This window comes from Candidatus Neomarinimicrobiota bacterium (assembly GCA_018647265.1).
Taxonomy (GTDB): Bacteria; Fidelibacterota; Marinisomatia; order Marinisomatales; family TCS55; genus TCS55.
This window is the reverse complement of the sequence record JABGTK010000143.1, coordinates 38121-61199: the sequence shown is the minus strand read 5'-3', so window position 1 is coordinate 61199 and position 23079 is coordinate 38121. Positions and strand designations below refer to the sequence as shown.

At 39.1% G+C, this 23079-nt stretch carries 22 protein-coding genes and 1 other RNA gene; 2 read left to right on the top strand and 21 right to left on the bottom strand.

The window, feature by feature from the left end; all coding sequences use genetic code 11:
* The first annotated feature begins 150 nt into the window (after window positions 1-150).
* The gene (locus tag HN459_08960; protein MBT3479572.1) at window positions 151-1737 is read left to right on the top strand and encodes a sodium:alanine symporter family protein; all 1587 of its coding nucleotides are present in this window, start codon (window positions 151-153) and stop codon (window positions 1735-1737) included.
* Between the two features lie 43 nt (window positions 1738-1780).
* On the top strand, window positions 1781-2584 hold the full coding sequence (locus HN459_08955; protein MBT3479571.1) for an inositol monophosphatase: 804 nt from the start codon (window positions 1781-1783) through the stop codon (window positions 2582-2584).
* Between the two features lie 33 nt (window positions 2585-2617).
* Here HN459_08955 and HN459_08950 read toward each other — a convergent pair whose 3' ends face one another.
* The 21 genes from HN459_08950 to HN459_08850 all read right to left on the bottom strand — a co-directional run bounded on the left by HN459_08950 (window position 2618) and on the right by HN459_08850 (window position 23051).
* A complete protein-coding gene (locus HN459_08950) occupies window positions 2618-3250 on the bottom strand; it encodes a fumarylacetoacetate hydrolase family protein (GenBank protein MBT3479570.1) in 633 nt (210 codons plus the stop codon).
* A gap of 5 nt (window positions 3251-3255) precedes the next feature.
* Entirely contained in the window at window positions 3256-4941 is a 1686-nt protein-coding gene (locus tag HN459_08945; GenBank protein ID MBT3479569.1) for a hypothetical protein, read from the bottom strand.
* Between the two features lie 34 nt (window positions 4942-4975).
* On the bottom strand, window positions 4976-5611 hold the full coding sequence (locus HN459_08940) for a hypothetical protein (GenBank protein ID MBT3479568.1): 636 nt from the start codon (window positions 5609-5611) through the stop codon (window positions 4976-4978).
* Window positions 5598-6665: a recombinase RecA gene (gene recA, locus HN459_08935; GenBank protein MBT3479567.1), complete on the bottom strand. Its 1068-nt coding sequence runs from the start codon at window positions 6663-6665 to the stop codon at window positions 5598-5600. Before recA ends, HN459_08940 begins: the two co-directional genes overlap by 14 nt.
* Window positions 6666-6679: 14 nt before the next feature.
* Window positions 6680-7255 (bottom strand): RNA 2',3'-cyclic phosphodiesterase, encoded by a 576-nt coding sequence (thpR, locus tag HN459_08930; GenBank protein ID MBT3479566.1) that lies wholly within the window; start codon window positions 7253-7255, stop codon window positions 6680-6682.
* Window positions 7245-8465, bottom strand: a complete 1221-nt coding sequence (locus tag HN459_08925) for a CinA family nicotinamide mononucleotide deamidase-related protein (GenBank protein ID MBT3479565.1) — start codon at window positions 8463-8465, stop codon at window positions 7245-7247. The genes thpR and HN459_08925 overlap by 11 nt, the downstream gene beginning before the upstream one ends.
* Window positions 8462-8917, bottom strand: coding sequence for a phosphatidylglycerophosphatase A (locus HN459_08920; protein ID MBT3479564.1), 456 nt, complete (start codon window positions 8915-8917; stop codon window positions 8462-8464). The genes HN459_08925 and HN459_08920 overlap by 4 nt, the downstream gene beginning before the upstream one ends.
* 3 nt (window positions 8918-8920) lie before the next feature.
* Window positions 8921-9505 carry a CDP-diacylglycerol--glycerol-3-phosphate 3-phosphatidyltransferase gene (gene pgsA / locus HN459_08915; GenBank protein MBT3479563.1) on the bottom strand — a complete coding sequence of 195 codons (585 nt, stop codon included), beginning with the start codon at window positions 9503-9505 and terminating at the stop codon, window positions 8921-8923.
* Entirely contained in the window at window positions 9502-10095 is a 594-nt protein-coding gene (recR, locus tag HN459_08910) for a recombination protein RecR (protein ID MBT3479562.1), read from the bottom strand. The genes pgsA and recR overlap by 4 nt, the downstream gene beginning before the upstream one ends.
* A complete protein-coding gene (locus tag HN459_08905) occupies window positions 10096-10422 on the bottom strand; it encodes a YbaB/EbfC family nucleoid-associated protein (protein ID MBT3479561.1) in 327 nt (108 codons plus the stop codon).
* 8 nt (window positions 10423-10430) lie between these two features.
* Complete coding sequence (gene dnaX / locus HN459_08900; GenBank protein MBT3479560.1) at window positions 10431-12122, bottom strand: DNA polymerase III subunit gamma/tau; 1692 nt, start codon at window positions 12120-12122, stop codon at window positions 10431-10433.
* 21 nt (window positions 12123-12143) lie between these two features.
* Window positions 12144-12409: signal recognition particle sRNA large type (gene ffs, locus HN459_08895), an RNA gene on the bottom strand.
* Window positions 12410-12476: 67 nt separating this feature from the next.
* Complete coding sequence (locus tag HN459_08890) at window positions 12477-12866, bottom strand: hypothetical protein (protein MBT3479559.1); 390 nt, start codon at window positions 12864-12866, stop codon at window positions 12477-12479.
* Window positions 12863-13237, bottom strand: a complete 375-nt coding sequence (locus HN459_08885; protein ID MBT3479558.1) for a hypothetical protein — start codon at window positions 13235-13237, stop codon at window positions 12863-12865. Before HN459_08885 ends, HN459_08890 begins: the two co-directional genes overlap by 4 nt.
* A 15-nt stretch (window positions 13238-13252) precedes the next feature.
* Window positions 13253-14041 carry a hypothetical protein gene (locus tag HN459_08880; protein ID MBT3479557.1) on the bottom strand — a complete coding sequence of 263 codons (789 nt, stop codon included), beginning with the start codon at window positions 14039-14041 and terminating at the stop codon, window positions 13253-13255.
* Entirely contained in the window at window positions 14016-14252 is a 237-nt protein-coding gene (locus tag HN459_08875; protein ID MBT3479556.1) for a SelT/SelW/SelH family protein, read from the bottom strand. The genes HN459_08880 and HN459_08875 overlap by 26 nt, the downstream gene beginning before the upstream one ends.
* Window positions 14253-14392: 140 nt before the next feature.
* A complete protein-coding gene (locus HN459_08870) occupies window positions 14393-16699 on the bottom strand; it encodes a FecR domain-containing protein (GenBank protein MBT3479555.1) in 2307 nt (768 codons plus the stop codon).
* Window positions 16700-16722: 23 nt separating this feature from the next.
* Entirely contained in the window at window positions 16723-19506 is a 2784-nt protein-coding gene (locus HN459_08865) for an FAD-binding oxidoreductase (protein ID MBT3479554.1), read from the bottom strand.
* Complete coding sequence (locus tag HN459_08860) at window positions 19506-19934, bottom strand: acyl-CoA thioesterase (protein MBT3479553.1); 429 nt, start codon at window positions 19932-19934, stop codon at window positions 19506-19508. The genes HN459_08865 and HN459_08860 overlap by 1 nt, the downstream gene beginning before the upstream one ends.
* A 1-nt stretch (window position 19935) precedes the next feature.
* Window positions 19936-21855: a hypothetical protein gene (locus HN459_08855; protein ID MBT3479552.1), complete on the bottom strand. Its 1920-nt coding sequence runs from the start codon at window positions 21853-21855 to the stop codon at window positions 19936-19938.
* Window positions 21852-23051 carry a hypothetical protein gene (locus HN459_08850; GenBank protein ID MBT3479551.1) on the bottom strand — a complete coding sequence of 400 codons (1200 nt, stop codon included), beginning with the start codon at window positions 23049-23051 and terminating at the stop codon, window positions 21852-21854. The genes HN459_08855 and HN459_08850 overlap by 4 nt, the downstream gene beginning before the upstream one ends.
* Between the last annotated feature and the right edge of the window lie 28 nt (window positions 23052-23079).

The following is a 23079-nucleotide window of genomic DNA, read 5'->3' as shown; positions in this document are numbered from 1 at the left end:
GTACTGGACTTATATCCATAAAAACGGTTATGAATTTAAAATGAAGGGTAAAACTTGGGTGGATTATGTTTCTCAAACTTTTAAATCTGCTGTTACCCTACAGAATAAATAATACCCCTTCACAATTAAATAAACGGAATCTAAAGTCATATGAAAAAAAACACTGGCGCTCTCATATTTTTTGGTATCATTGTATTGTTCCTCGTCTTCTTTGGCGTAGAATTTTTTGAAGGTATCTGGTCATTCCCATCTTTTAGTTTAGTCCCATTCATTATTGTGGCTCTTTTAGGAACAGGGATATTTACAACCATTTATCTGGGGTTTCCTCAAATTCGCTATTTAAAACACGGTATTCGAGTAACACGCGGATTGTATGATAATCCTGACGAAGCAGGGGATTTGAATCATTTTCAAGCATTGACCACTGCCCTTTCTGCCACAGTTGGGATTGGTAATATCGCCGGTGTAGCTACGGCCATTTACTATGGAGGTCCGGGGGCATTGTTTTGGATGTGGATCACAGCATTCTTTGGTTCGGCATTAAAATTTGCTGAATGTACACTCGCCGTTGAATATCGAGATTTTAACAGCCAAGGAATGACGGCTGGTGGCCCGATGTACACCATTGAAAAAGGTCTCGGAATTAAATGGCGTTGGTTAGCCATTATGTTCGCCTGTTTTGCAGTGATTTGTTCTTTCGCTACGGGTAATGCAATTCAGTCCTTTACTTTATCCGATCAACTTTTATCAGAAGTAACCCAGATTGTCGGAGCAGACCATTGGCTTACAATAAAACATCAACTTACAGATTGGTATTCAGTATCGATTCAACAGGTGATAAATGGTATTGTAATTGCATTTATTTCTGGATTGGTAATTATTGGTGGTATTAAACGCATTGGAAACGTCACCTCTAAATTGGCGCCATTTATGGCGGCATTATATGTGCTTGCCGCTTTATTGATCTTATTTGCAAATATTGGCGATATTCCTGCCAGTTTTGGTAAAATATTTACGATGGCTTTCAATCCACCGGCTGCCATCGGTGGCATTGCAGGCGGCACGTTGCTCGTCATTATGAACACGATGCTTTGGGGTGTAAAGCGTGGTCTCTATTCAAATGAAGCAGGTCAAGGGAGTGCCCCCATTGCCCACTCCACTGCTAAAACGGAATTTCCAGTTCGTGAAGGTGCCGTAGCACTTTTAGAACCCTTTATTGATACAATCATCATTTGTACTCTTACGGGTCTCACTATCATTGTAACTGGTGCATGGATGCATACGGAGTTTTTTGTTAACATTACAGCTACCACGGCAGAAGCTGCGCGACAAGCTTTAGAGACTGGGGTTTTTCAAGGTCGAGAATTAATTAACGGTAGCCTGCTCACATCATTGGCATTTAAAACTGGCTTGGCCTATATCTTTCCTTATGGTGATAAGATTATCACCTTAGGTGTATTATTATTTGCCATTTCAACTGTGATTAGCTGGTCTTTCTATGGTGATCGGTCAACGGAATATCTGTTTGGTGAAGGTGCCATCCCCATTTACCGAGGATTCTATATCCTGTTTGTGTTTATTGGCGCCATCGCAAGCTTAGAAGTTATTTGGTCATTTGGAGATGCCGCCCTGGGATTCATGACATTCCCTAATCTGCTTTCCATTATTCTACTTTCAGGAGTATTAAAGAAAATGACGAAAGACTATTTTGCAGTGGATCACCCCACCTACAAATAAGCAGTTATTTAAAAGGCCTCGGTAATCGGGGCCTTTTTTATTTATGAATAATGATCTCCTAACAGTTGCCAAAAAGGCCGTCTTAGAAGCGGGCCAAATAATCTTAAAAGCACTAGACAAACCGCGCAATCCTGATTTTAAAGGACGAGCTGATTTAGTTACGGATACAGACCGCCAGTGTGAAGAAATCATAATTTCGTATATTAATAGGGCATTTCCGGATCATTCAATTTTGGCTGAAGAAAGTGGCTCTTTTAATACCAATTCAGAATACCAATGGGTGATTGATCCATTAGACGGAACAACCAATTTTGTTCATGGTTATCCATCTTTCGGAGTTTCAATTGGGTGTTATAAAAAAGGGATTCCGGAAATTGGAGTCGTTTTGGAATTACCTATAAACCGTCTATTTACAGCAATAAAAGATGGCGGTTCATTTGTTGATGAAGTTACTATTAAAGTTTCTGAAACAGCAGATTTAGGTCGTAGTCTTTTGGTAACAGGATTTGGATATGAGCATGGTGAAAAATGGGAAGCCAATATGGATTTATTCAAATCATTTACTGACATGACGCAGGGCGTCCGCAGACTCGGAGCAGCTTCGGTTGATCTTTGTCATTTAGCCTGCGGCATGGTTGACGGATTTTGGGAATTTGATCTTAAGCCATGGGACACAGCAGCGGGTATATTAATAGCAATCGAAGCTGGTGGAAAAATCACACAAATGAATGGTAACCATTATAATATATATGATAATAATCTTTTAGCTACGAATGGCCAAATACACCAAAAAATGATATCTCAAATAAGTCCAACACTTAAAGCGCTTTCACACAGTTTAAAATAATTTCGCCTTACTACAATTTAACAAATATCAAATTCACTTCACTTTTAACGAAAAAACGGTCTTTCCTCCAATTCCCAGATTTAAATCATCCCCCGAGTGAATCTCGCCCACTCCCATAGGTGTGCCCGTAAAAATCAAATCACCCTTCATTAAGGGTATCATTCTTGAAAGATAGGATATTTGTTCCGGTATTGAGAAAATCATATCTGCTATATTTCCATTTTGTCGAACATCGCCGTTTACTTTAAGCCAAAATTCTTCCCCTATCTCATTTGGTACAAAAGAAGAAACAACGGCGGAGCCTTTAAAGGATTTTGCCAATAACCAGGGCAATTTATTTTGCTTCAATTCTGATTGGAATTTTCGATCTGTTAAATCAAGACCCAATCCATATCCATGGATATAGGCTGCTGCTTCATTCTTCGAAATTTTTTCGCCATCATTACCAATCAAAATAACGATTTCCAGTTCATGTTGAATTTCGCGGTTATGGGGTAAAACAATCTCATTTGATGTATTTAATGCGGGGATTGATTTTTGAAATATTACAGGGTTTTCAGGTACATCATTATTGAGTTCAGCCGCATGTGCTTTATAATTGCGTCCAATGCAATAGATATTCCGAACGGGAACCGATTCGTTACCAGATATAACATTATAATTCATAGGAATTAATTTAAATCTTCTACCTTTACTTTTATTGAATCATTAAAGGAATAAATACCATCATTCGTCACACGGCCGATTGTTGTGGCCGGGATGCCAATAGTCATGCAAACTCGTTCAAATTCCATGAGATCACTTTCATTGATGGTAACTAATACCAATCCCTGCGTTTCCCCAAATAATAATTCTTCTGTTTTTAACTTCCTTGAAAAATGAACTCTGGTGCCCATATTTTTGTTATTTGCAAGTGATTTTGCAATCGATACAGCTATTCCTCCCCGCCCAATTGGTCTAGCGGACTGGATTAGTTCACCTTGAATTCCCGTCAATATGGTATCCTGAAGCCTTGATTCCATCATGAGGTCCACAACGGGCCGATTCCCCGCATTTTCCTGATTTAATAGTGATAAATAATGACTACCGCCTAATTCTCCACGATGGCTACCCAACATAGATATAAATAGGTCTGATTCTGGAAAGGTATTTGGGAAGAGACCCTCTTTAATGGCTGTTCCTGCCGTACAAAATGTCCCCTTAGGAAGACCTAATCCCGACTCAATAGATAAATATTTTATGTCTAGATTTAAAATTTGTGCTGCATCTTTTATCCCTTTAAGGAAAGAACCCTTTTCACTTTGGTTCGAATCAGGAATTGTTACAAATCCACTGCAAACTTCAGGACGAATTCCAGCGCATGCAAGTTGCCGAGCGGTGTTGGCGATTGCAGCCATAGACTTCATCTTATAATCATTATAAGTAATATGTTTATTATCATTCACAGCCGCACCAAAGGTGGTACCACCTCTTTTAAAAAATACAGTATTGCCCTGCATATTAACCGTTTTTTGGGATATCTTTATTGAACCAATTTTGTCACGATCTTTCACCAACTTTTTTAGCTCATCATTAAAAGTCTTTTTTTCTTTTAATTTTGGTTGAGGGTATTTTGGAATGGTGGATTGCATTTTTATTTCATCCAGATTTTGATCATTCCGAATCATTATATCAACAATTGATAGTGGTATATGTCCCACCGGTTTTTGGCCAATAAATAACTCTATATTAGGTTCTCGAGTAATACTACCAAGATTCATATGACTTATTTTTGAAACTCTAATTAAATCATTAAAAGAATTCTCAAACCGCCGATTGATGATAACTAAAATTCCCTGCGCACCTTTTTTCGATAAAATATTAATATCATCATTATTCTTTAAAGGCAATCGAAGACCGCCATCATTTTCTTTTATCAATCGATACAGAGCATAACCAAGCCCATATTTGTGTACAGGAATCGCTCCTTCAAACCATTCCAATTTATTAAGTTTAGCAATCATTGCTTTGATTCCAGCGCCAAAAATGAAATAAATATGTTTCCCTGAATTGGAGGCATTCATGCCTGTCACAGACGAAAGGCCAAGAACAAAAGACCCTTTTTCAGTAGGAATAGTCACAAGTCTTTTCCTGTTTTCAGCCAAAAATATATTATCGGCTACAATCATCCTCGGATCGTACTTCCCCTCGGCTATCAATATTAATTTCGAATTATAATTCGATTGAACCTCAGACTGAGAAAATTCAGAATCAAATTGAGATTGTTTTGTTATGGAATTCCAAATTGACTTGAAAAATATTTGTTCGGAATCGTTGGGTATACGCCCCAAATGTTTTTGGATTAGTTTTAAATTCATCTTTTTATTCTTTATACGCAAATGGGTTCCATTATCAGATTAATTCCCAATCATTATATACTTCCTGAATGGATCCCCAGTAAAATCCCTTCCTCATAAGAAAGTCCGTCAGACGTTTTTTGTCTTTATCATTTAAGTGGATTTTCTTTTCGATTCGTCTTTTTCTCATATGATCCTCAATAAGAATGTATGGATCGAATTCTATATATATTTCCTGAATAAGTGTTTCAGTTAATTCTGGCGAAATATAATGTGGGAATAATTCTTCTTTTAATGCTCTTGGGCCAATCTTTTTATTTCGGACTTTTTCTTTAACGAATGCTTTTCCGAATTCTTTGTCATCTAAAAATTTCTGTTTGATTAAATAATCGATAGTGCGATCAACTTCTTCCGTCTCAAAATCTTTTTCTTTCAGTCTTTTTTTCATTTCAGCAATACTGCGCATTCTAAAACCCAACAATCGAAATGCCCTATCTCTCGCCTCCTGTAGACGCATTTTTTTGCCATAGGATTCAATTGTTTCCAGGGAGACTTCATCTCCAACATGTAACACATTTAAAACAAAAACGTCCTCAGGGATTCTGAAGACGCTTTTATCATCCAAATGAACTATAATACGATCTGAATATTTAGTCGATCGTTTAACCCTGACTACTTTACGATTCGCCATTCTCCTCCGACTTTTTGCTAGCCTTCGGTTTTGATTTCTTTTGAGGTTTGGTTTCCTCGATGCCCATAAAATTTTTAACCTTGGTAATCACTTCCATTTTTATGTCTTCGTTGTCGAGGAGAAATTGTTTTGAATTTTCCCTTCCTTGCCCAATCTTCATGTCGCCGTAGGAAAACCAAGATCCCATTTTTTGCACAATATCGCCTTTTATTGCAAGATCAAGGATATCGCCTATAAATGAGATACCCTGGTTATACATGATATCGAATTCTGTTTGTTTAAAAGGTGGCGCAACTTTGTTTTTCACAACTTTTACACGGGTACGGTTACCAACAACGTCAGTACCATCTTTAATGGTTGTAACACGTCGTATTTCCAAACGAACAGATGTATAAAATTTAAGTGCACGTCCACCAGGGGTAGTTTCAGGATTTCCATACATAACGCCAATTTTTTCACGAATTTGATTTATGAAAATAACGGCCGTGTTTGACCGACTTACAGTACCCGTTAATTTTCTCAAAGCTTGAGACATTAACCGTGCCTGGAGACCAACGTGGGTATCACCCATTTCGCCTTCAAGTTCTACCCTCGGCACAAGTGCTGCCACTGAATCAATAACAATAACATCAAGGGCACTACTTCGAACGAGTGTTTCAGTTATTTCTAATGCCTGCTCACCTGTATCCGGCTGGGAGACCAATAAGTCATCTATGTTGACACCTAATTTCTGAGAATATTGTGCATCCATTGCATGTTCTGCATCAATGAAAGCTGCATAACCGCCAACCTTTTGGGCTTCTGCAATAATATGAAGTGCAAGAGTTGTTTTCCCCGAAGATTCAGGACCATAGATCTCAGTAATTCTCCCTTTTGGAATACCACCGACACCAAGGGCTACATCTAGAGATAGACATCCAGTAGATATGCTATTGTCTGATACAATAATGTGATCGCCACCAAGGCGCATGATGGAACCTTTACCAAATTGACGGTCAACTTGTGAAATTGCGAGTTCTAAAGCTTTTGTTTTTTTATTGTCTGTGGATGGCATTTCTGCTCCTAAACTTAATTATTACCAAAAAAGTGAGTACTTAAAATAGTATAAATTGGCCCATTTGGGAAGAGTTCACTGCTAATATATTGAACTTTTTCAATTCGAAATGGAATTGAGTCATAGTTTGAATTTAAAAAAGTGGATATATCCGGTGTTCTTTTTTGGGGATACTTGGCCCGACCTAAAGTTATATGAGGATGAAAAGGCTTAATATCCTTGGGGAAGCCCAATGGATCTAATTTAATTTGAATCATTTCTAGCAAATCATATAATGATTTTATTGCCCCCTCAATGCCGGCCCACATCACCCGTGGCCTTTCCACTTTAGGAAAACATCCAGTTCCTTGAATCTTCAAATCAAACGGACTTGTTTCTTTTGTGATATTTTTAATTGTGGACTGAACTCTACCAATAGAGCTTTCGGTGGTGTCACCTAGGAATTTTAGGGTCAAATGAAGCTGGTCGCTTCGAACCCAGTCTATCTTTCCTGTTTTTCCCGAGACGGTTGACTTGAGATAATTCTGCAGTTCTAAAACCTGTTGCGGCACCGGAACGGCAATAAATGTTCGAATCAGGTTATAATCCACTTAACAAATGAATTCGGATAATATTCAAGGCTGCCTGACTCGTCATCAATTTATTGGTTTTACGGAATGGTGTAAAGGTGAAACGATATACTTTATCCATACCTTCGTAACTGATTCCCACATAAACTAATCCTACTGGTTTTTCATCTGTGCCCCCGGTTGGGCCTGCAATACCCGTGGTGGAGATACCAATGTCTACATTAAATTTTTCACGAATTCCTTTGGCCATTTCCAAAGCCGTTTCTTCACTGACAGCACCAACGGAATCCAAGGTCTCTTTTTGAACGCCGATTGCCGCTTCTTTAACCGTATTGCTGTAGGCAACAATGCCGCCTTTATAATATTCGGAACTGCCAGATACATTAGTGAATCGGTCGCCAATAAGACCTCCGGTACACGATTCAGCAGTGGCAATTGTTTTTCCACTAGATGAGAGTAATTTTCCTACGGCATCTTCCAACTCCACCCCTTCACCCCCAAAATGATATTTTTGAATGACAGGTGAAATTTCATCAATCAGCCCTTTGATTTCGGACTCAACTGATGATGTAATCCTTAAGTCAACGCCAGTAAATCTAGGCAAAAAGGCCGCATCCACTTGTGGGTATTCTTTTAAGATATTCTCAACTTTTTCAAATAAAACAGATTCCATCACCCCTGTTGTACGCATGACTTCTACAAATATTTTTGTATGGGATTTTGACTCGATCCACGGGAGGATTGTATTGGTCATCATGGATTTCATTTCAGAAGGGACGCCGGGCATGGCAAAACAATCATAATATTCATTGGTAAAATGAAGACCTCTGGCCGATCCCACGAGGTTATGAATTACATCACCCACATTTGGTCTCATTGCTTGATTGCGATTGGATTCAGGTATCGCCTTTCCTCGGGCTGCAAATTTTTCCGTAAGCAATTTCCAATATGCCTCATCGAATTCAGCTTCGGCACCAAAATATTCATAAAGCACTTTGGGAGTAATATCATCGTGGGTGGGTCCAAGTCCACCGGTACATAAGACTGCATCTATCACATTTGGAATTTGATCCAATGCGCTTACAATGGCATTTTTTTCATCACTCACGGTCATATGCCACACTACCTCGCCACCGGAAGCTATTACCTGCTGACCAATCCAGGTAGCATTCGTATCTGTTCGGGCACCATTTAATAATTCAGCACCAATAGTTATAAGTCCAATTTTCATAAAATGAAATTATAGGTGAGTAAAAGAACAAAATAGGCCATAATGCCGGCCATAACATCATCAGTCATAATACCCCACCCGCCGGGCAATTTTTCCAATCGTCTTACAGGACCGGGTTTAACGATATCAAAAATTCGAAATGCGATTAGCCCAACTACACCAGTAGTTATATTTACCGGCATCATAGAAAAGGCCAGCCACTGGCCTACCCATTCATCAATAACCACCCTGGATGGATCATGTTCTTTTGTATCCTGAATAATGGCATCTGAAGCAAATACACCAATCAAAAAAAGTAATGCTGAAACAGCGGGTAGAACGATTGGGTCTACATCTTTGAATAAAAAAAACCAACAAATAGTCGCAGCCATACTGGCCCATGTGCCCGGTGCTAAGGGCAACTTACCTATATAAAATACCGTTCCAATCAACTCTGCCGCCGCACGATTCATGAATCAGTTCATAATCTCCCTGATTGCCTTGCGATTTTCCTGAATGTAGGTGAAGCCTGTGTATACTGTAAAAATAGCTGCAATCATGGCTAAATAATAGACCAGTTGATAATCTTTGACAAATTGGAGGTAGTCCTTCACAAAAGACCAGTCAATACCTTTCAAACTCAAAAATAAGAGTATAAAAATTATAATACCAAGCTGAACACCTGTTTTGGATTTTGCGACCTTACTGGTCATCAGAGTCACCCCTTTGCGGGACATGATCATCCTGAGGCCAGTCACAAACAAATCCCTAAAAATGATTAGGGCCACCATCCAAAAATCAATGAGCCCCATAATGGCAAATGATATGAATGCGGATGAAACTAAAATCTTATCCGCAAGAGGGTCTAAAAACCGTCCCGTATCAGTTACCATATCATTTTTCCGCGCGTAATAACCATCAAAAGCATCGGTAATCGATGCCACAATAAAAATAGTTAATGCCCATAAATGAGCGCCCTGGAATTCAGCAAACAAACAAACAATAAAAACCGGCGTCAGGAATATTCTGAAAAGTGTCAAAATATTGGGTAAAGTCATCATAGAGATGTGCGGCCTTCCATGGCTCTCATTATGGTTGCTTCATCAATGTATTCCAAGTTTCCCCCCATAGGTAGACCTCTTGCCAATCGGGTAACTTTAACATCTTTTCCATTCAATAATTTACCAATATAAAGCGATGTTGCTTCACCCTCTATACTTGGATTTGTAGCAATGATTACTTCATCTCCCGGTTGTGTTCTATCTATCAGTTGATTAATCTTTAAATCGTCCGGACCAATACCATCCAATGGGGAAAGGACACCACCAAGAACATGGTAAACACCCTGAAAAACATTTGTTTTCTCGAAAGTATAAACATCGGCCGCATCTTCAACAATACAAATTGATGATTGATCTCGTTTTGGATTATCGCAAATTTGACATGGATCTTCTTCCGTAATGCCAAAACATATTGAACAAAATTTAATTTTTGTTTTCATATCCATGACTGATTGCGCCAACTGAACAGCCTGCTCATTGGGTGATTTCAATACGTAAAACGCCATTCGCTGAGCCGTTTTACGACCAATACCGGGGAATCGAGAAAATTCTTCGATAAGGCGGTTAATGCTTTCTGGAATTGAACCCAATTACATGCCCGGAATTTTCATTCCGCTGAGCATTCCGCCCGTTACGGAATTCATTCTGCTCTGACTTTCTTCTTGCGCTTTTGTCATGGCATTGTTTACAGCAGAAATAATTAAATCTTCAATCATATCTTTATCTTCTTCAAGAATCTCATCCTGAAGTTTTAAGTCCAATAATTCCATTTTACCGTTAACAGTGGCCGTAACCATACCACCCCCGGATTCTCCCGTGATATGCAAATCATCTAATTCATTTTGCACATTTTCAATTTGCTTCTGCACATCCTGTGCCTGCTTCAGCATTTTTGTCATGTTACCTTTATTAAACATGCTTTCTCCTATCTTAAAATTTCACCATCAAAGACTTCCAGAACCCGGGAAACAACATTGTCAGTATTATCACCATCGGACTGAGCCGGATCCTCAATTTTTTCTACTTTTTCAATTTGTTTATCTGATTTTTTTCTTTCACCTCGTTCCGCTTTCACTTTCAAGGCTACCCCGTAGTGATCTTCGATAAACCTTTCCAGAACATGATTGTTCCGGTTCAAATTTCCCACGCTGAATTTTGGCATGTCATAAACCATTATTGTCAGTTTATTTTCATTAAGTTCAAATGGTTCGCTGTGTTCTAAAGCAGTACCTATCGACGGCCTTTCTTTGTGGATTTTTCCCACAAATCCACCCCATTTTTCTTCAATTTCTTCTAAAGATATTTTACTATTTTTTCCCGCTTCTTCTTTTACAGGCGCGTCTCTTTCTGGCTCTGGGCTTGGAACTTTTGGTTCTGCTTTTTTAACAATCGGTTCTTCATAAACGGGTGGCGCTGGAGCCGGTGGTAGCTGAGATGGTTCCGGTACAGTTGCAGCCTTATTTACCAATTTAGGATTTTTTTTTATTTGTTTTGGTTCAGCCCCAGATAATAATTCTGCAATAGAAACGGAGGTATCCATTTCTAATAATTTCATTGCTGTCATTTCAAAATGAATAACCGGTTGCGTTACTCTTTTTAGAGAATATTCTAATTCATTTAATTCTTTAGCTACTCGGAGTAAATCTTTACTATTCCACGACTTAGAACCATCAATATACCGATTGATATGTTCATCATTTAAGTCCAATAATGCCTTCCCGCCATCAATTGTAGCAACAATCAGATTACGAAAATGTTGATTCAATCCTTGCGCTACATCTTCTAAGGGCAATCCGGTGGTTCGAATAATTCGTAAAACGCCCATCATTTTGGAAGAGTCTTTATCTGAAATCGCTGAAGAATAATCAAAAAATACATCAATAGGAATAAGTCCAATTACCGATGAAACAGCATCAATTTCAATTGATTCGCCGGCGAAAGCGATTACTTGATCCATGAGGCTTAATGCGTCCCGCATACTGCCATCTGCCTTACGACTGATGGCACTGATAGATTCATCATCGGCCGTAATTCCTTCATCCTTAAGGATTGAAGATAAACGTACGCCAATGGTTGCTTCTGTGATTCGGTTAAAATCAAATCGTTGACAGCGGGATATAATCGTCGAGGGCACTTTATGGATATCAGTGGTGGCTAAAATAAATTTACCATGAGGTGGCGGTTCTTCTAATGTGCGCAATAATGCATTAAATGCAGGATTGGTGAGCATATGCACTTCATCGATGATGAAAATTTTATACTTCCCATGCATGGGCGCATATTTGATCTGCTCCCTGAGATTGCGTATTTCTTCTATTCCCCTGTTTGAAGCGCCGTCAATTTCAAGCACATCTAAATTTCTGCCGTCAGTGATTTCCTGACAAATATTACAGCTATTACATGGAATACCATCTTTTGTCTCAGGACAATTCAATGCTTTGGCAATAATTCGTGCGGTGGTTGTTTTGCCCACACCACGAGGACCGGTGAGCATGTAGCCTTGAGCAACACGATCTTTCTTAAACGCATTGATCAGCGTTTTAGTCACATGCTCCTGGCCGATTACATCTTCAAAGGATTGGGGCCGCCATTTTAAGGATAAGACTTGATAGGACATTTTTTTCTCAAATAAGGATGGTCGTGCACTTACAATTGTCAAATCTGGACTCAGATAACAACAAACCAGTTAGCTCCATTCCAGGGGTTCTCCGGCACATAATTCTAATCACCTACCGCTGCTCCCTTCCGGTCCTGACGGGGTTTAGTGCAAAACCATTGCGAAGAATTGAAACTTCAACACCACTTAATTCGAGTTAAAAGATCAGCATTCGCCGTATGCAAGCATCAATCCTGCTGTAGCGGGTTGCAGGTTACAGGGCACCGCTAATTCCCCATCTAGCACGACCAAATTGTCAAATAATTAGCATGAAATCTACCCGTATTTTTCGTCGGGAAGCAAGAGCAGAAGCAGTTAATAAATCACCACAACCTTAATTTCATTCACCTCATACCAATCCCAGAAATTTGATCGGTCTAATTTTAGTACACCATTTTTAAAGCTGTAACGAACGCGTTTGCGGTAGAGCGATTCGGTAAACCAATCGGAATTATCGCGCTTATAATAAATGGCTACATAGGGTGGACTATCTTCATCTAATTCTGATATGACCAGGGTGCAAATTGCATCATTAAATTCACCTTCTGGTGTAATGAATTCAACTTTTGTAAAATGATAAACGCGCTTGGTGAGCGATTTGAATTCAGTGTATTTTTGGTTGGATTCTTGGGTAACGGCTGCCGAGGTGAATATTATAAATAGAAAAAACCGGGCGATCCACTTTCCCCTGCGGATCGGTTTCATTTTTTCTTTTTTCTTTTAAATCGAGAGAAGAAACCCTTTTTAGACTTTTCTTCTTCTTTTTTATCTCCGGAAGATTTTCCTTTTATTTCTCCCGATTCAAGTTTTTTCTCGAGATCGCTCAATTCAACAGGTTCGGCGTTGGGATCTTCCCCCCGCATGGTCATTAAAAGTCCCCGTTGGTTTTTTGTCCTGCTTTTCAGGGTGGATACCATTGTGTCCACTTCATCATTGAAATGGGCAACGGTGCGTTCCATGCGCACAATTAATTCATCCATAAAGGGTTGGCCGTAGGCATCACCCAACTTGTCGCCAATGGCTTGAATCTTATCGGTTAAATATTCTTTATTGAATTCTTTTGCTGGTTCAGTCACATTATCTCCGTAATTCTAACGGTTTAATTTATCCATTTCTTCAGGTGTAAGTCCAAACTGTGTTTTCTTAGATAATAATATCATAGATGTGTCATAAACTTCCGCTCCTGCCACCAATCCAAAGATAGCACCCATAAAGCGGTTGTGCCATTTCATTCCCCATTCCGGTGTTGTTTGTCTATTCCAGGATTCCATTAATCCAAAGCCCATCACAGCTGCTAGGCCATAAATTATTGTTTTCCACTCAGGTCGGCGGATAATTGTTTCTCTATAATTAATGTGCTCCATTTTGGTAATGTGTATTCGCTTAACCGCAAAGGGTGTCTGCAGAGATAATCGTTCTTTTCGATAAGATAAAAGGGTTCCTCTTATCCATTTTCCATTTTGATGTTTTACCGATATATACTGGCCGGTGGGGATGTTTTCTAGCACTTCTTTTGTTCTAAGGTAGGTTAAGTTTTTTCTGTAAGATTCTCGAATATCTTCTGTAATTACCGGCATTTGATTGATTCGGAATTGAAGGTCAGTCAATTCTCTTAGATTGAAAGTACGGCGACTTAGCTTAATTTTGGTAAAATCAACAAAGGAGATACGCGCTTCAATTCTATTTACTTTTATTTCATAAAACTGGGCGCTTTTAAAATTGGGAATATCAGTAAATACTTCATAATACATATTTTCTTCAGCGTCTAGCGTAAAGCCAATATGTTTTGTTAATGGAATGACTTCACCTTTTTGTGCCGCTAAAGGTAAAACCACAGCAAAAATCAGAAAATACTTATGCAGGTTTTTCCAATGATTCAATCACTTCATCCAATTCCGGGAATCGCCCCTCCCTTTTCTTAGAAAAAATCAAGTTACCATTTTTGATTACTTCGTAAACACCGCCGCCGGATGGAATCAATTCCAATCCTTTTACAGCATTGCCATATTTCTCAAGCAATTCGGAAGCCATACTGGCCGCCCTAGGCAAATAGTTTCAACTGTTACAATATTCGATTGAAATACGCATCATTCCTCCTTAAAACCATGAGCTTACCCATACAACACCAAAAACAGCGAGTACACCAGCTAATGCGGCAAGAAATAGGGCAACTTTACGAAATCCCTTTCCACCAGCATCATAACGGTAAACTGTTTTTAGATCATCTCCCATTAAAAATTGAAAGCTGTTTCAATGGTTGTCTGTTTCACCGGTTCCAAACCAGCACCTGTATCTCTGTAGAACTGGCGGAAATCCCATATCAAACTCACACCGGCGCTTACCTCATAACCCACCTTATAACCAAAGATTGTGTTCATAGTTGGGTTTTTGAAATCAAATGGGTTCTTATCATTATTCCGTTGGTAATACGCTTGCGCCACACTCAACTTGGGAATATTCTCAGCATTCACATTTATCATTGCACTGAAACTATTGTATTCAACATCGCCGTCACCTTTCATGCTGGCATAAGCTGCATTGAAACTCACAAAATTAAATAAGTTAGCCGAAGCCGATCCGTACATACCGGATGTATTTGAGGAGTCTACAAGGATCACTTGATCTTTTGTTTTTATCACAGTTCCAGTATCACTGAATTCAGCTACCACACGAGAAAGATCATAACTACCATCAAAGAATTGCGGGGCAAAATATCCCTGCTTCATACGATATTCGAAGCTCACATTCAAAAAACTGAATAAACTTGCGCGAACACCTGGCACTGTTATACCCGTTCCATTCATGGCTTTACGACTATAATAGGCATCTCCTTTAACTTTTGGAAAGATCAGCTTATTGTATTCCATGTAAGCTTCAAGGCTGAAAGCTTTACTCTTCAAAATGGGGTATCCCAAATCAAAGGCAAATCCCTGTGCTGTGGCTTTATTGTCCTTAAGGCTGAATGGCGTTGGTTTCAAAGTAAGGTCACTATCTGCACTGTCTAAAATATTGTCACCATCGCCATCAATATCCCAACCATTTTCAGGTTCTTTGCTACCACCATTAAAATCGGCAATTCCATCACCGTCTGTATCATTCCAGTAATTTTTATCATCCGGGAAATCATCAAACATATCAGGATAGGTATCATCATCCGCATCTTTCAATCCAGAGAATTGGTTCATATCCATGATAAAATTCAGACCGAGCGTTATTGGCAATGCATCGGATACTTTATACGTACCACGCAAACCCATCAATGTACCACCGCGGGAAAAGTCCTTCATGTTGGATAGAAACAATTCCGTCCCAAAATTACCGAATCTTACCCCAGAATGGATGCCAACTTTACGAACAGAGGGAAATTCCATCATATTGGAATAACCGCCCAACAATCCACCATAACCAAGTGTCACGTTACTTAAAGCGCCCCATTTGAACCAGAATGGATCAGATTTTTGCCCCCAGCGTATGTAGAGGAATTTATCAAAAACATCAGAAGCTTCGTCCCATTCATCTTGGCGGACGTTACCTTCATTATCGATATAAAGGACTAGATCAAGTCCAAGCCCCAACTTGCCAAAGGAAAGTTCCGGGCGGAGCGCCACTTGATTATATATTTTTCCGTCTATCGTGGCTGAACCAACACCCAACCCTAGGTTGAAAGGTTTCTTTGGCTTTGGTTCAGGTTTAGCTGTATCACCCGATTTTGGATCATCGACCTGCGTGTCCGATGGATCAGATATATCATCAGGTTCTGCATCCTGGTCTATATTTTCATCTTCTGTTTTGGTGTCGCCTTGAGTTTCTTCTTGATCCTGTTTATCTTGAGATTCTTCAGGCTCATCCTGCTCGTCCTGCTCTTCTTGTTGTTCCTCAGAAGATTCACCATCCGGGTCTTCCGGATAATCACCTGGCTGCGCCGGCGCTGGAATCAATTGTCCCAAAGAGTTCGAAACTGCTTTTTGCCCTGCACCAACATTTATGGTCATTCCGCTAATGGTATTAAATACTTCAAAATTTCCTGTTTTACCCACAAATTTGTCGACGCCTGCTATAGCATCATGAAATGCAGAGAATTCAGTCCCTTTTACAGATGCTACCGATACGGGCGTTTCTACACGATAAGCTTTTTTCCTGTCTTTACTATTTACATTATGGAGTGTCGTTCCCTGTTCAATAATGAGACTGCGCGTATTTGAAGTCTCTACAAACTGGAAGTCGGTATTTTCTCGAACTTTAACGATGGATTTATCATCAAGAAAAATGACTACTGCAAAACTAGACTCACCCACCCGAATGGCATCACCATTGGATACAGCCTGTCCCGGTTTAACGTTTACAGAATAGGTGCCACCACCGATGGGTTTTATGAGTACCGTACCATTGGCTTTAATGACTCTTCCAATTGTTTCTGCAGAAACAAAAGTAAAAGTAAATAAAATGAGAATGATAGAATATTTTTTAAGTGTGGATTGAACCATTGTTCGACCTTTAATTGTGTATAAATTTTTTATTAATGCCCTAGAATTTACCATATTAAGCCAATTCGAAAAGTGCGTTAGTTCACAGATTGATTTAAATAATCCCTTACTAAAAAGGCTATAGATTGATAATCAATATCAGAATTAGACATCATTCCCACCTCACAGGTACGGCTGGTAGAATACCCCATTTCATGGTCATTAGTTTCTTCTTTCTCCATTCGAGTTGCAGATCGATTTAATTCAGGGATAATTAAGCCTCTATCGCCAGCAAAACCACAGCATCCCCAATGGGTTGGGATTATAGCCTTTTCTGCGCATTTAAGGGCTAATTCTGCCATGATTTGACTATGTCCCATTTTCTCCGAGGCACAAGTGGGGTGCAAAGTAATATTTCGCTTTAATTTCAGACGATCAACACTGTTAACACACTGGGACAAAAATTGAATAATATCCACAAATTTTAACTTTTTTAGCTTGTCTATAGAGGATTTATCCAATCCGTTATTTGGATACAAAAATTGATAAGTACATGGAGATGTATCCACTAAAATCGGTAATGATCCACCGTTCGACGCTTTATAAAGAAGATTGATAGTTTTTGCCTGAATTGATATGGCCGCCTCCACCAATCCTTTAGTTGAAAAGGGCTGGCTACAGCATGATGAATTTATATCCGGTGGTATTTGCAGTGATATTCCTGATGATTGTGAAATTTCCATTAACACTTCTGCTAATGATGTCTTCTGACCATCGCTACTGAAAACCCGCGTTAAGCAGGACGGAAAGTATATCCACTCATCTCCCCCATTCATCATTGATTGGGGTAATGATTTGGCCGCATTAGGGAGTTTTTCATTCCACAGCGGTGTTAATCCATATTTACTCAGAAAACCGGAAGCAGTTTTCAAGAATGCTAATCCTAACAATTTTTCAGTAATTTTTCCTACTCGCAGACCGACTTTAGCTAATGATTGCACCAACCAAAAATGCTCTGCCGCCCAAATGCTCAATCTATCTCCTAATTTTGAATGACCTTCCGTTCGGAGTGATTTAACATAGTTACCTGTATTTATATTCACCGGACAAGCGATTTCACATAATCCATCGGCGGCACAAGTATCTATGCCCTCATAATTATATGCATCTAACACCGATGGGTCTGCATATCCACCGGCGATATCTCTTTGGATAGTAATCCGCTGTCGCGGCGTCAATGTTAATTCTTTAGATGGACAAACTGGTTCACAGAATCCACACTCAACGCACAAGTTAACATGATCTGAAACGACGGGCATTTTTTTAAGGTTTTTCAGATGGAGTTTTTTATCTTTCGTCAATAAAACATCAGGATTTAAAATGCTGTTTGGATCGGCTAAATTTTTGATTTTCCACATAATTTTATATAAATCACCGCCCCACTCATATTCTACGAAAGGGGCCATATTCCTACCTGTCCCATGTTCGGCTTTTAGAGAACCATCAAATTTTCCTACTGTCAGATCCACCATGTCATCCAACAATCCTTCGAACCGTTTTACACCATCAGAACTGTTCAAATCCAGGGATGCAGCAAAATGAAGGTTTCCATCCTTGGCGTGCCCAAAAATAACCGCATCATCATACTGCCAGTTTCGACAGATGGATTTAAGTTCATTTACCACCTTTGGCAAATCGCGATAATTATAACACAGATCTTCTGTAATTACACTGGTTCCCTTCTTACGCATGGATCCTACAGTGGGGTAAAGACCTTTGCGGATATTCCATAATTTCATCCGCTGTATATCATCAGAAATCAATCCCGATGGTAACTGCCCACCTGCTAAAGACAATGCATGGGGAATGGCCTGAGTTAGATGCTCAATCTCATTCAAGTTATTTTTTTGAAATTCAAATAAAAGAGCAGAAGAATTATCCAAAATACTGCTCGGGTCATAGGGTGGATTTTCAAGGTATCGCGCCGTGCGTAAGGAAGCATCGTCCAACATTTCAATGGCATCAGCACCTTCATCAACCAATACGGGAAGTGCAGCCATAGCGGTTTCAACAGAATCAAACAACGCCAATCCGGTTGCTTTCAATGGGGGATCATCAATTGTGCTTAAAACTACTTCTGAGAAAAAAGCTAAAGTACCTTCAGCACCAATGATTAAATGGGCAAAAATATCCAGTGGATTGTCATAATCAATAAATGCATTAAGTGAATACCCCAATGTATTCTTAATACGATACTTATGCCGTATTCGTTTAACCAAATCACTCTGGCCTTCAATCTCATTTTTACAAGCGATAATTCCATTCGATAATTCCGGTTCGTTATGAATAAATTTATCAAAATCACCGGGATCGGATGTATCATACGTGTTACCATTGGCCAGCATAAACCGTAAGGATTTCATAGTATGAAAAGTATTATTCTTTACGCCGCAAACCATCCCTGAAGAATTATTAGAAATAATACCCCCAATCCTTGCGGCATTAATTGAAGCTGGATCTGGTCCAATGCGCTTTTGATAAGGAGAAAGATATATATTGGCCCGGGCACCAATTACGCCCGGTTGAAGTTTTATAGATTTACCCTTATCCAGAACGGAATAATTTTGCCAATTCCGAACGACCTCTGCCAAAATTCCTTCAGTGATAGACTGACCGGATAGGGACGTCCCTCCAGTTCTAAAAGTTACGGGCGTTTTTGTATTGTTAGCGTGGAGCAGTAATGCTTTAACTTCTACTTCATTCTTTGGGCGAACTACCGCTTGAGGGACCAATCGATACATACTAGCGTCATGGGCATAGGCTAAACGATCAATGAGGCGTTCTGACCACTGTTTTGACGGTATTCCCGCAGGTCCAGACATCAGAAAGGATTATATACGTTTTTTATTATTTCTGGAACAACAATCGTTTTTTGTTTTTTATAGTCAAATGCCACAATGGTAAAGTTTCCGGTCACGATTGGAATCTCATTTCCTTTTTCAAAGATGGCTGAAAATGTGTCAAAACTTTTGTTTCCTAACCGAATGATTCTGTTCCCAATTTCATAAATATTAGGAAAAGTAGACTGTTGGATATAATCAATTTTCATGCTGGCCAATATGGTGCCTACTTCGGCTTCCCATTCATTCAAAGCCCATCCCATGTATGCCCAATACTGGATTCTTCCCGTTTCAAAATAAGTCAAATAGGTAGCGTGGTTAATATGGCGCAATCCATCCATATCCCGCCAACGTGCTTCTACCGTTGCAAAATATTCAAAATCACTTCGTCTAATTGTTTGTATTTCCATTTTACTGCCTCGGTTGAAGTTGCGCCCAATCTCCATCGAAAAACAAACTTGGGTTTGATGAAGATGATGCATTAACTGCCTTTGTAAACATACCTTTTGAAGATTCGCTTTTAAAAATTACAGTATCATTATTCGTACCATAAAGCCAGTCTGCATAGTGGCCTCCCGTCTGGAGAAGTGTTAATTCTGGCGATGCGCCTAATTCAAATACATAAAGAAAATAGCTATCGTTTTTATACGTCCACAAAATTGCTTTTTTACTATCCGAAGACCAGCGCATATTTTTGAAATATTTACTGGTTTCGGGGATGATTTTTTCACCATCACTTTTGGTTACCGGTACGCCGATAGATTCATTAGGATAATTCAAAATGTAAAGGCCATCCCCTTCTTTGACGTAAAGTATCTTAGTTCCGTCTGGAGACATACGAGGCATAATAAGTTTATCAAAGTTTTGCGCCTGAGTAATCTGTTTTACATTTTTCCCATCCAAATCCATTGAAAAAATATCTGTTACTCCTACATTATTATTGGATTGATGTTGCCGTTGCCAATAAAGAATACGATCTCCGTTTTCAATAAATTCAGGATCGCCATACCATTCATTGTTCGTCGTGGCAGTTAATTGTGATGGAGAAACATCTTTGTTTAAATTAGCCAAATATATATTATGATCAATCCCGGTATAAACGACAAAAGATTGGTCAGGATTAAAAGCATAATTCTGCGCTTCTTCACCAATCATAATTCTCAGGTTAGAACCATCTTTATTCACCACAAGGCCCGGGCCGTTATTATTCAAGGCGAATACTTTATTACCATTTTGAATCCAAACTGGGAAATACGCATTTACGGGATTACCAGAATTATCTTTAACAAATTCATGAGTAAAGTTCAAAATAGGTCCTCTGTTAAAAATAGTGAGTTTATCACCGCTATTGGTGAGGTTATCCACTTTAACAATGCGTTGGAAAGATGAGGCGCTTCGAATATTGGAAATAGTGGTTTGTCCCCATATATCTTTAATAACGACTTTAAAAAATTGTTCTTCATCCGGGTTCACGGGCATCAAACTTCCCGTATTGGCTTGAATAGGCTCATTCACACTAAAGATAACGATTTCTCCGCTAATATTTGTTTGTTGAATAATATATCCATCAAAATCAGATATATTTGATTTTGACCATTTCAAATTGAAAAATCCACTTGCATAAGTAACACTATCAAGAACAGCAGCCATTGGTGGTGAATCGGCCGTATGTCCCTTACCTACACCCTTTGTTTTTTGGCCCGTGGAATCTTCTACCTCAACCCAAAACCAATTCTCAATTGTAGGATCAAAAGTAGTCATAATATGGGTAATAATAGTTTTATTATTGTAGGATTGTATAAGTGATTGCGTTCCAGTGCTATCTTTGGCTTGATATAAATTATATTTGGCAAAATCACCATCTATAGACAGGGCCCATGTAATTGTCATTTTGGGCTCATTTGTATATGTAACTGATATGACATTTACTTTATCTGGCGGGCCTGGTGATACCGGTTTAATCTTTGCACTTACTTTATTGGAAACATTTGAATCGGCAAAGGCATACAGTTGATAAGTATATTCAACTGGGTTTTTCACAACTTCCTTTAAATCGAGCTTATCAACCCAAATATATAGGGAATCCCACACTTTTGCGACTGTATCCTGCCATTCCCCTTCTCCTACCTTTTTATCAATTATAAATCCGTCAAAATCGCGACCTTTCCTGAACCATGACAATTCAATCTCATCGGGAGACCTTTGATTAATAGTCAAACTGTCAGGTGTCCATAAACTTTTATCGCTACGAGGATCATAAGGATTATCCCAGACGCGCTTTACATCTTCACAAGCCATTAAAACTAACAACATATAGATAAATTTCTTCATCGTTGTTCTAGCCGCCGATTCATTTTCAAATATTTTGCATGATAATAAATGATTGGAAAAACAGGGAGAAGAGAGATTCCATCCATAATTGGTTTCATCTGATCCAGTTGTTCAATTTTTTTATGACGAATATCGCTCTCGGGATTCTCGCTGCTATAATCATTATATAACTGCCCCGACTTAAACTGCAAATAGCCTCGAGTCCCTACACTTAATATTATAGTTCCAATAAGTAGATTGCGTTTCAGTTTATATCGGTCCCTATCTTTCTCAACATCTAAAACCCTATGAAAAACTGGAGAAACATGGGTCGTCCGCCTATGACGAATTCTAAAGTCACCATCATTAATGATAAATTCTTTCGACTCAAGGGTATATTTTCCTGCGGTCAGCTGTTTCACCTCTAGAGCACCTTCGTCAATTAAAAAACGGTCTTCACCATCTTCAGACACAATAGCGATATCTTCCGGGACTGGATTGGGAAATACTAAAGTACCAATTTGAAGAACCGAATGCTGAAGTTCCACAAAAATAACGTCAGAGTCATCTTCAGGAAGGTATTTCAGTCGGTAGGGTTCAAATCCAGTCTTTAATAATATTATGGGACGGCTTTCAAAAACAACTCGATCTAGCGGCATAGGTGTGACGCCATTTAAAGTATCTCTACCAACACGAACCATGGCGCCTTTAGGTTTTGTTTTTATATATACTAAATTTTTTCCTGTATGAATATCCATAGGTATTCGAGTTGACATGAGCATTTCAGCTAGATTATGCATCCCACGGGAAATTAACCCCTCCATGGAAAGTTCATGGTCATAGTTAACCACATTGATTACACGACCTGAATTAGAATCGAATAATCTACCTTCTGAAACATAAACTTCACCAATTTTAGCTATATGAATTTTCGCCATCCATTCTCGCTCTAAAAGCATAGAAATGATAACGGCACATTCCATTGTAGTACATTCCGGTTTCTCATAACCCGCGTTCGACAACACGAGGGCCATATCATTATAATCCATTACCCTAAGTGAATCTTGTTTTAATAATTCTATCCGAAATTGCTCACTCAGAGTTTTTAATTCTGATACATGGATACCTTCACCGGTGAAATCCAAAACAGCAATGGAATGATCATCGGCAAAAAGTTGTGCCGATAAAATTGTTAAGATGAATAGAAAATTGCGCATAAGAGCAGGAAGGAAAAATACCCTTTTG

Excerpts from the sequence above, each read along its gene's own strand:
- HN459_08960 (MBT3479572.1), top strand. The coding sequence starts at position 151 with ATGAAAAAAAACACTGGCGCTCTCATATTTTTTGGTATCATTGTATTG.
- HN459_08955 (MBT3479571.1), top strand. The coding sequence starts at position 1,781 with ATGAATAATGATCTCCTAACAGTTGCCAAAAAGGCCGTCTTAGAAGCG.
- HN459_08950 (MBT3479570.1), bottom strand. The coding sequence starts at position 3,250 with ATGAATTATAATGTTATATCTGGTAACGAATCGGTTCCCGTTCGGAAT.
- HN459_08945 (MBT3479569.1), bottom strand. The coding sequence starts at position 4,941 with ATGAATTTAAAACTAATCCAAAAACATTTGGGGCGTATACCCAACGAT.
- HN459_08940 (MBT3479568.1), bottom strand. The coding sequence starts at position 5,611 with ATGGCGAATCGTAAAGTAGTCAGGGTTAAACGATCGACTAAATATTCA.
- recA (MBT3479567.1), bottom strand. The coding sequence starts at position 6,665 with ATGCCATCCACAGACAATAAAAAAACAAAAGCTTTAGAACTCGCAATT.
- HN459_08925 (MBT3479565.1), bottom strand. The coding sequence starts at position 8,465 with ATGAAAATTGGACTTATAACTATTGGTGCTGAATTATTAAATGGTGCC.
- HN459_08920 (MBT3479564.1), bottom strand. The coding sequence starts at position 8,917 with ATGAATCGTGCGGCGGCAGAGTTGATTGGAACGGTATTTTATATAGGT.
- pgsA (MBT3479563.1), bottom strand. The coding sequence starts at position 9,505 with ATGATGACTTTACCCAATATTTTGACACTTTTCAGAATATTCCTGACG.
- HN459_08905 (MBT3479561.1), bottom strand. The coding sequence starts at position 10,422 with ATGTTTAATAAAGGTAACATGACAAAAATGCTGAAGCAGGCACAGGAT.
- dnaX (MBT3479560.1), bottom strand. The coding sequence starts at position 12,122 with ATGTCCTATCAAGTCTTATCCTTAAAATGGCGGCCCCAATCCTTTGAA.
- HN459_08890 (MBT3479559.1), bottom strand. The coding sequence starts at position 12,866 with ATGAAACCGATCCGCAGGGGAAAGTGGATCGCCCGGTTTTTTCTATTT.
- HN459_08870 (MBT3479555.1), bottom strand. The coding sequence starts at position 16,699 with ATGGTAAATTCTAGGGCATTAATAAAAAATTTATACACAATTAAAGGT.
- HN459_08865 (MBT3479554.1), bottom strand. The coding sequence starts at position 19,506 with ATGTCTGGACCTGCGGGAATACCGTCAAAACAGTGGTCAGAACGCCTC.
- HN459_08860 (MBT3479553.1), bottom strand. The coding sequence starts at position 19,934 with ATGGAAATACAAACAATTAGACGAAGTGATTTTGAATATTTTGCAACG.
- HN459_08855 (MBT3479552.1), bottom strand. The coding sequence starts at position 21,855 with ATGAAGAAATTTATCTATATGTTGTTAGTTTTAATGGCTTGTGAAGAT.
- HN459_08850 (MBT3479551.1), bottom strand. The coding sequence starts at position 23,051 with ATGCGCAATTTTCTATTCATCTTAACAATTTTATCGGCACAACTTTTT.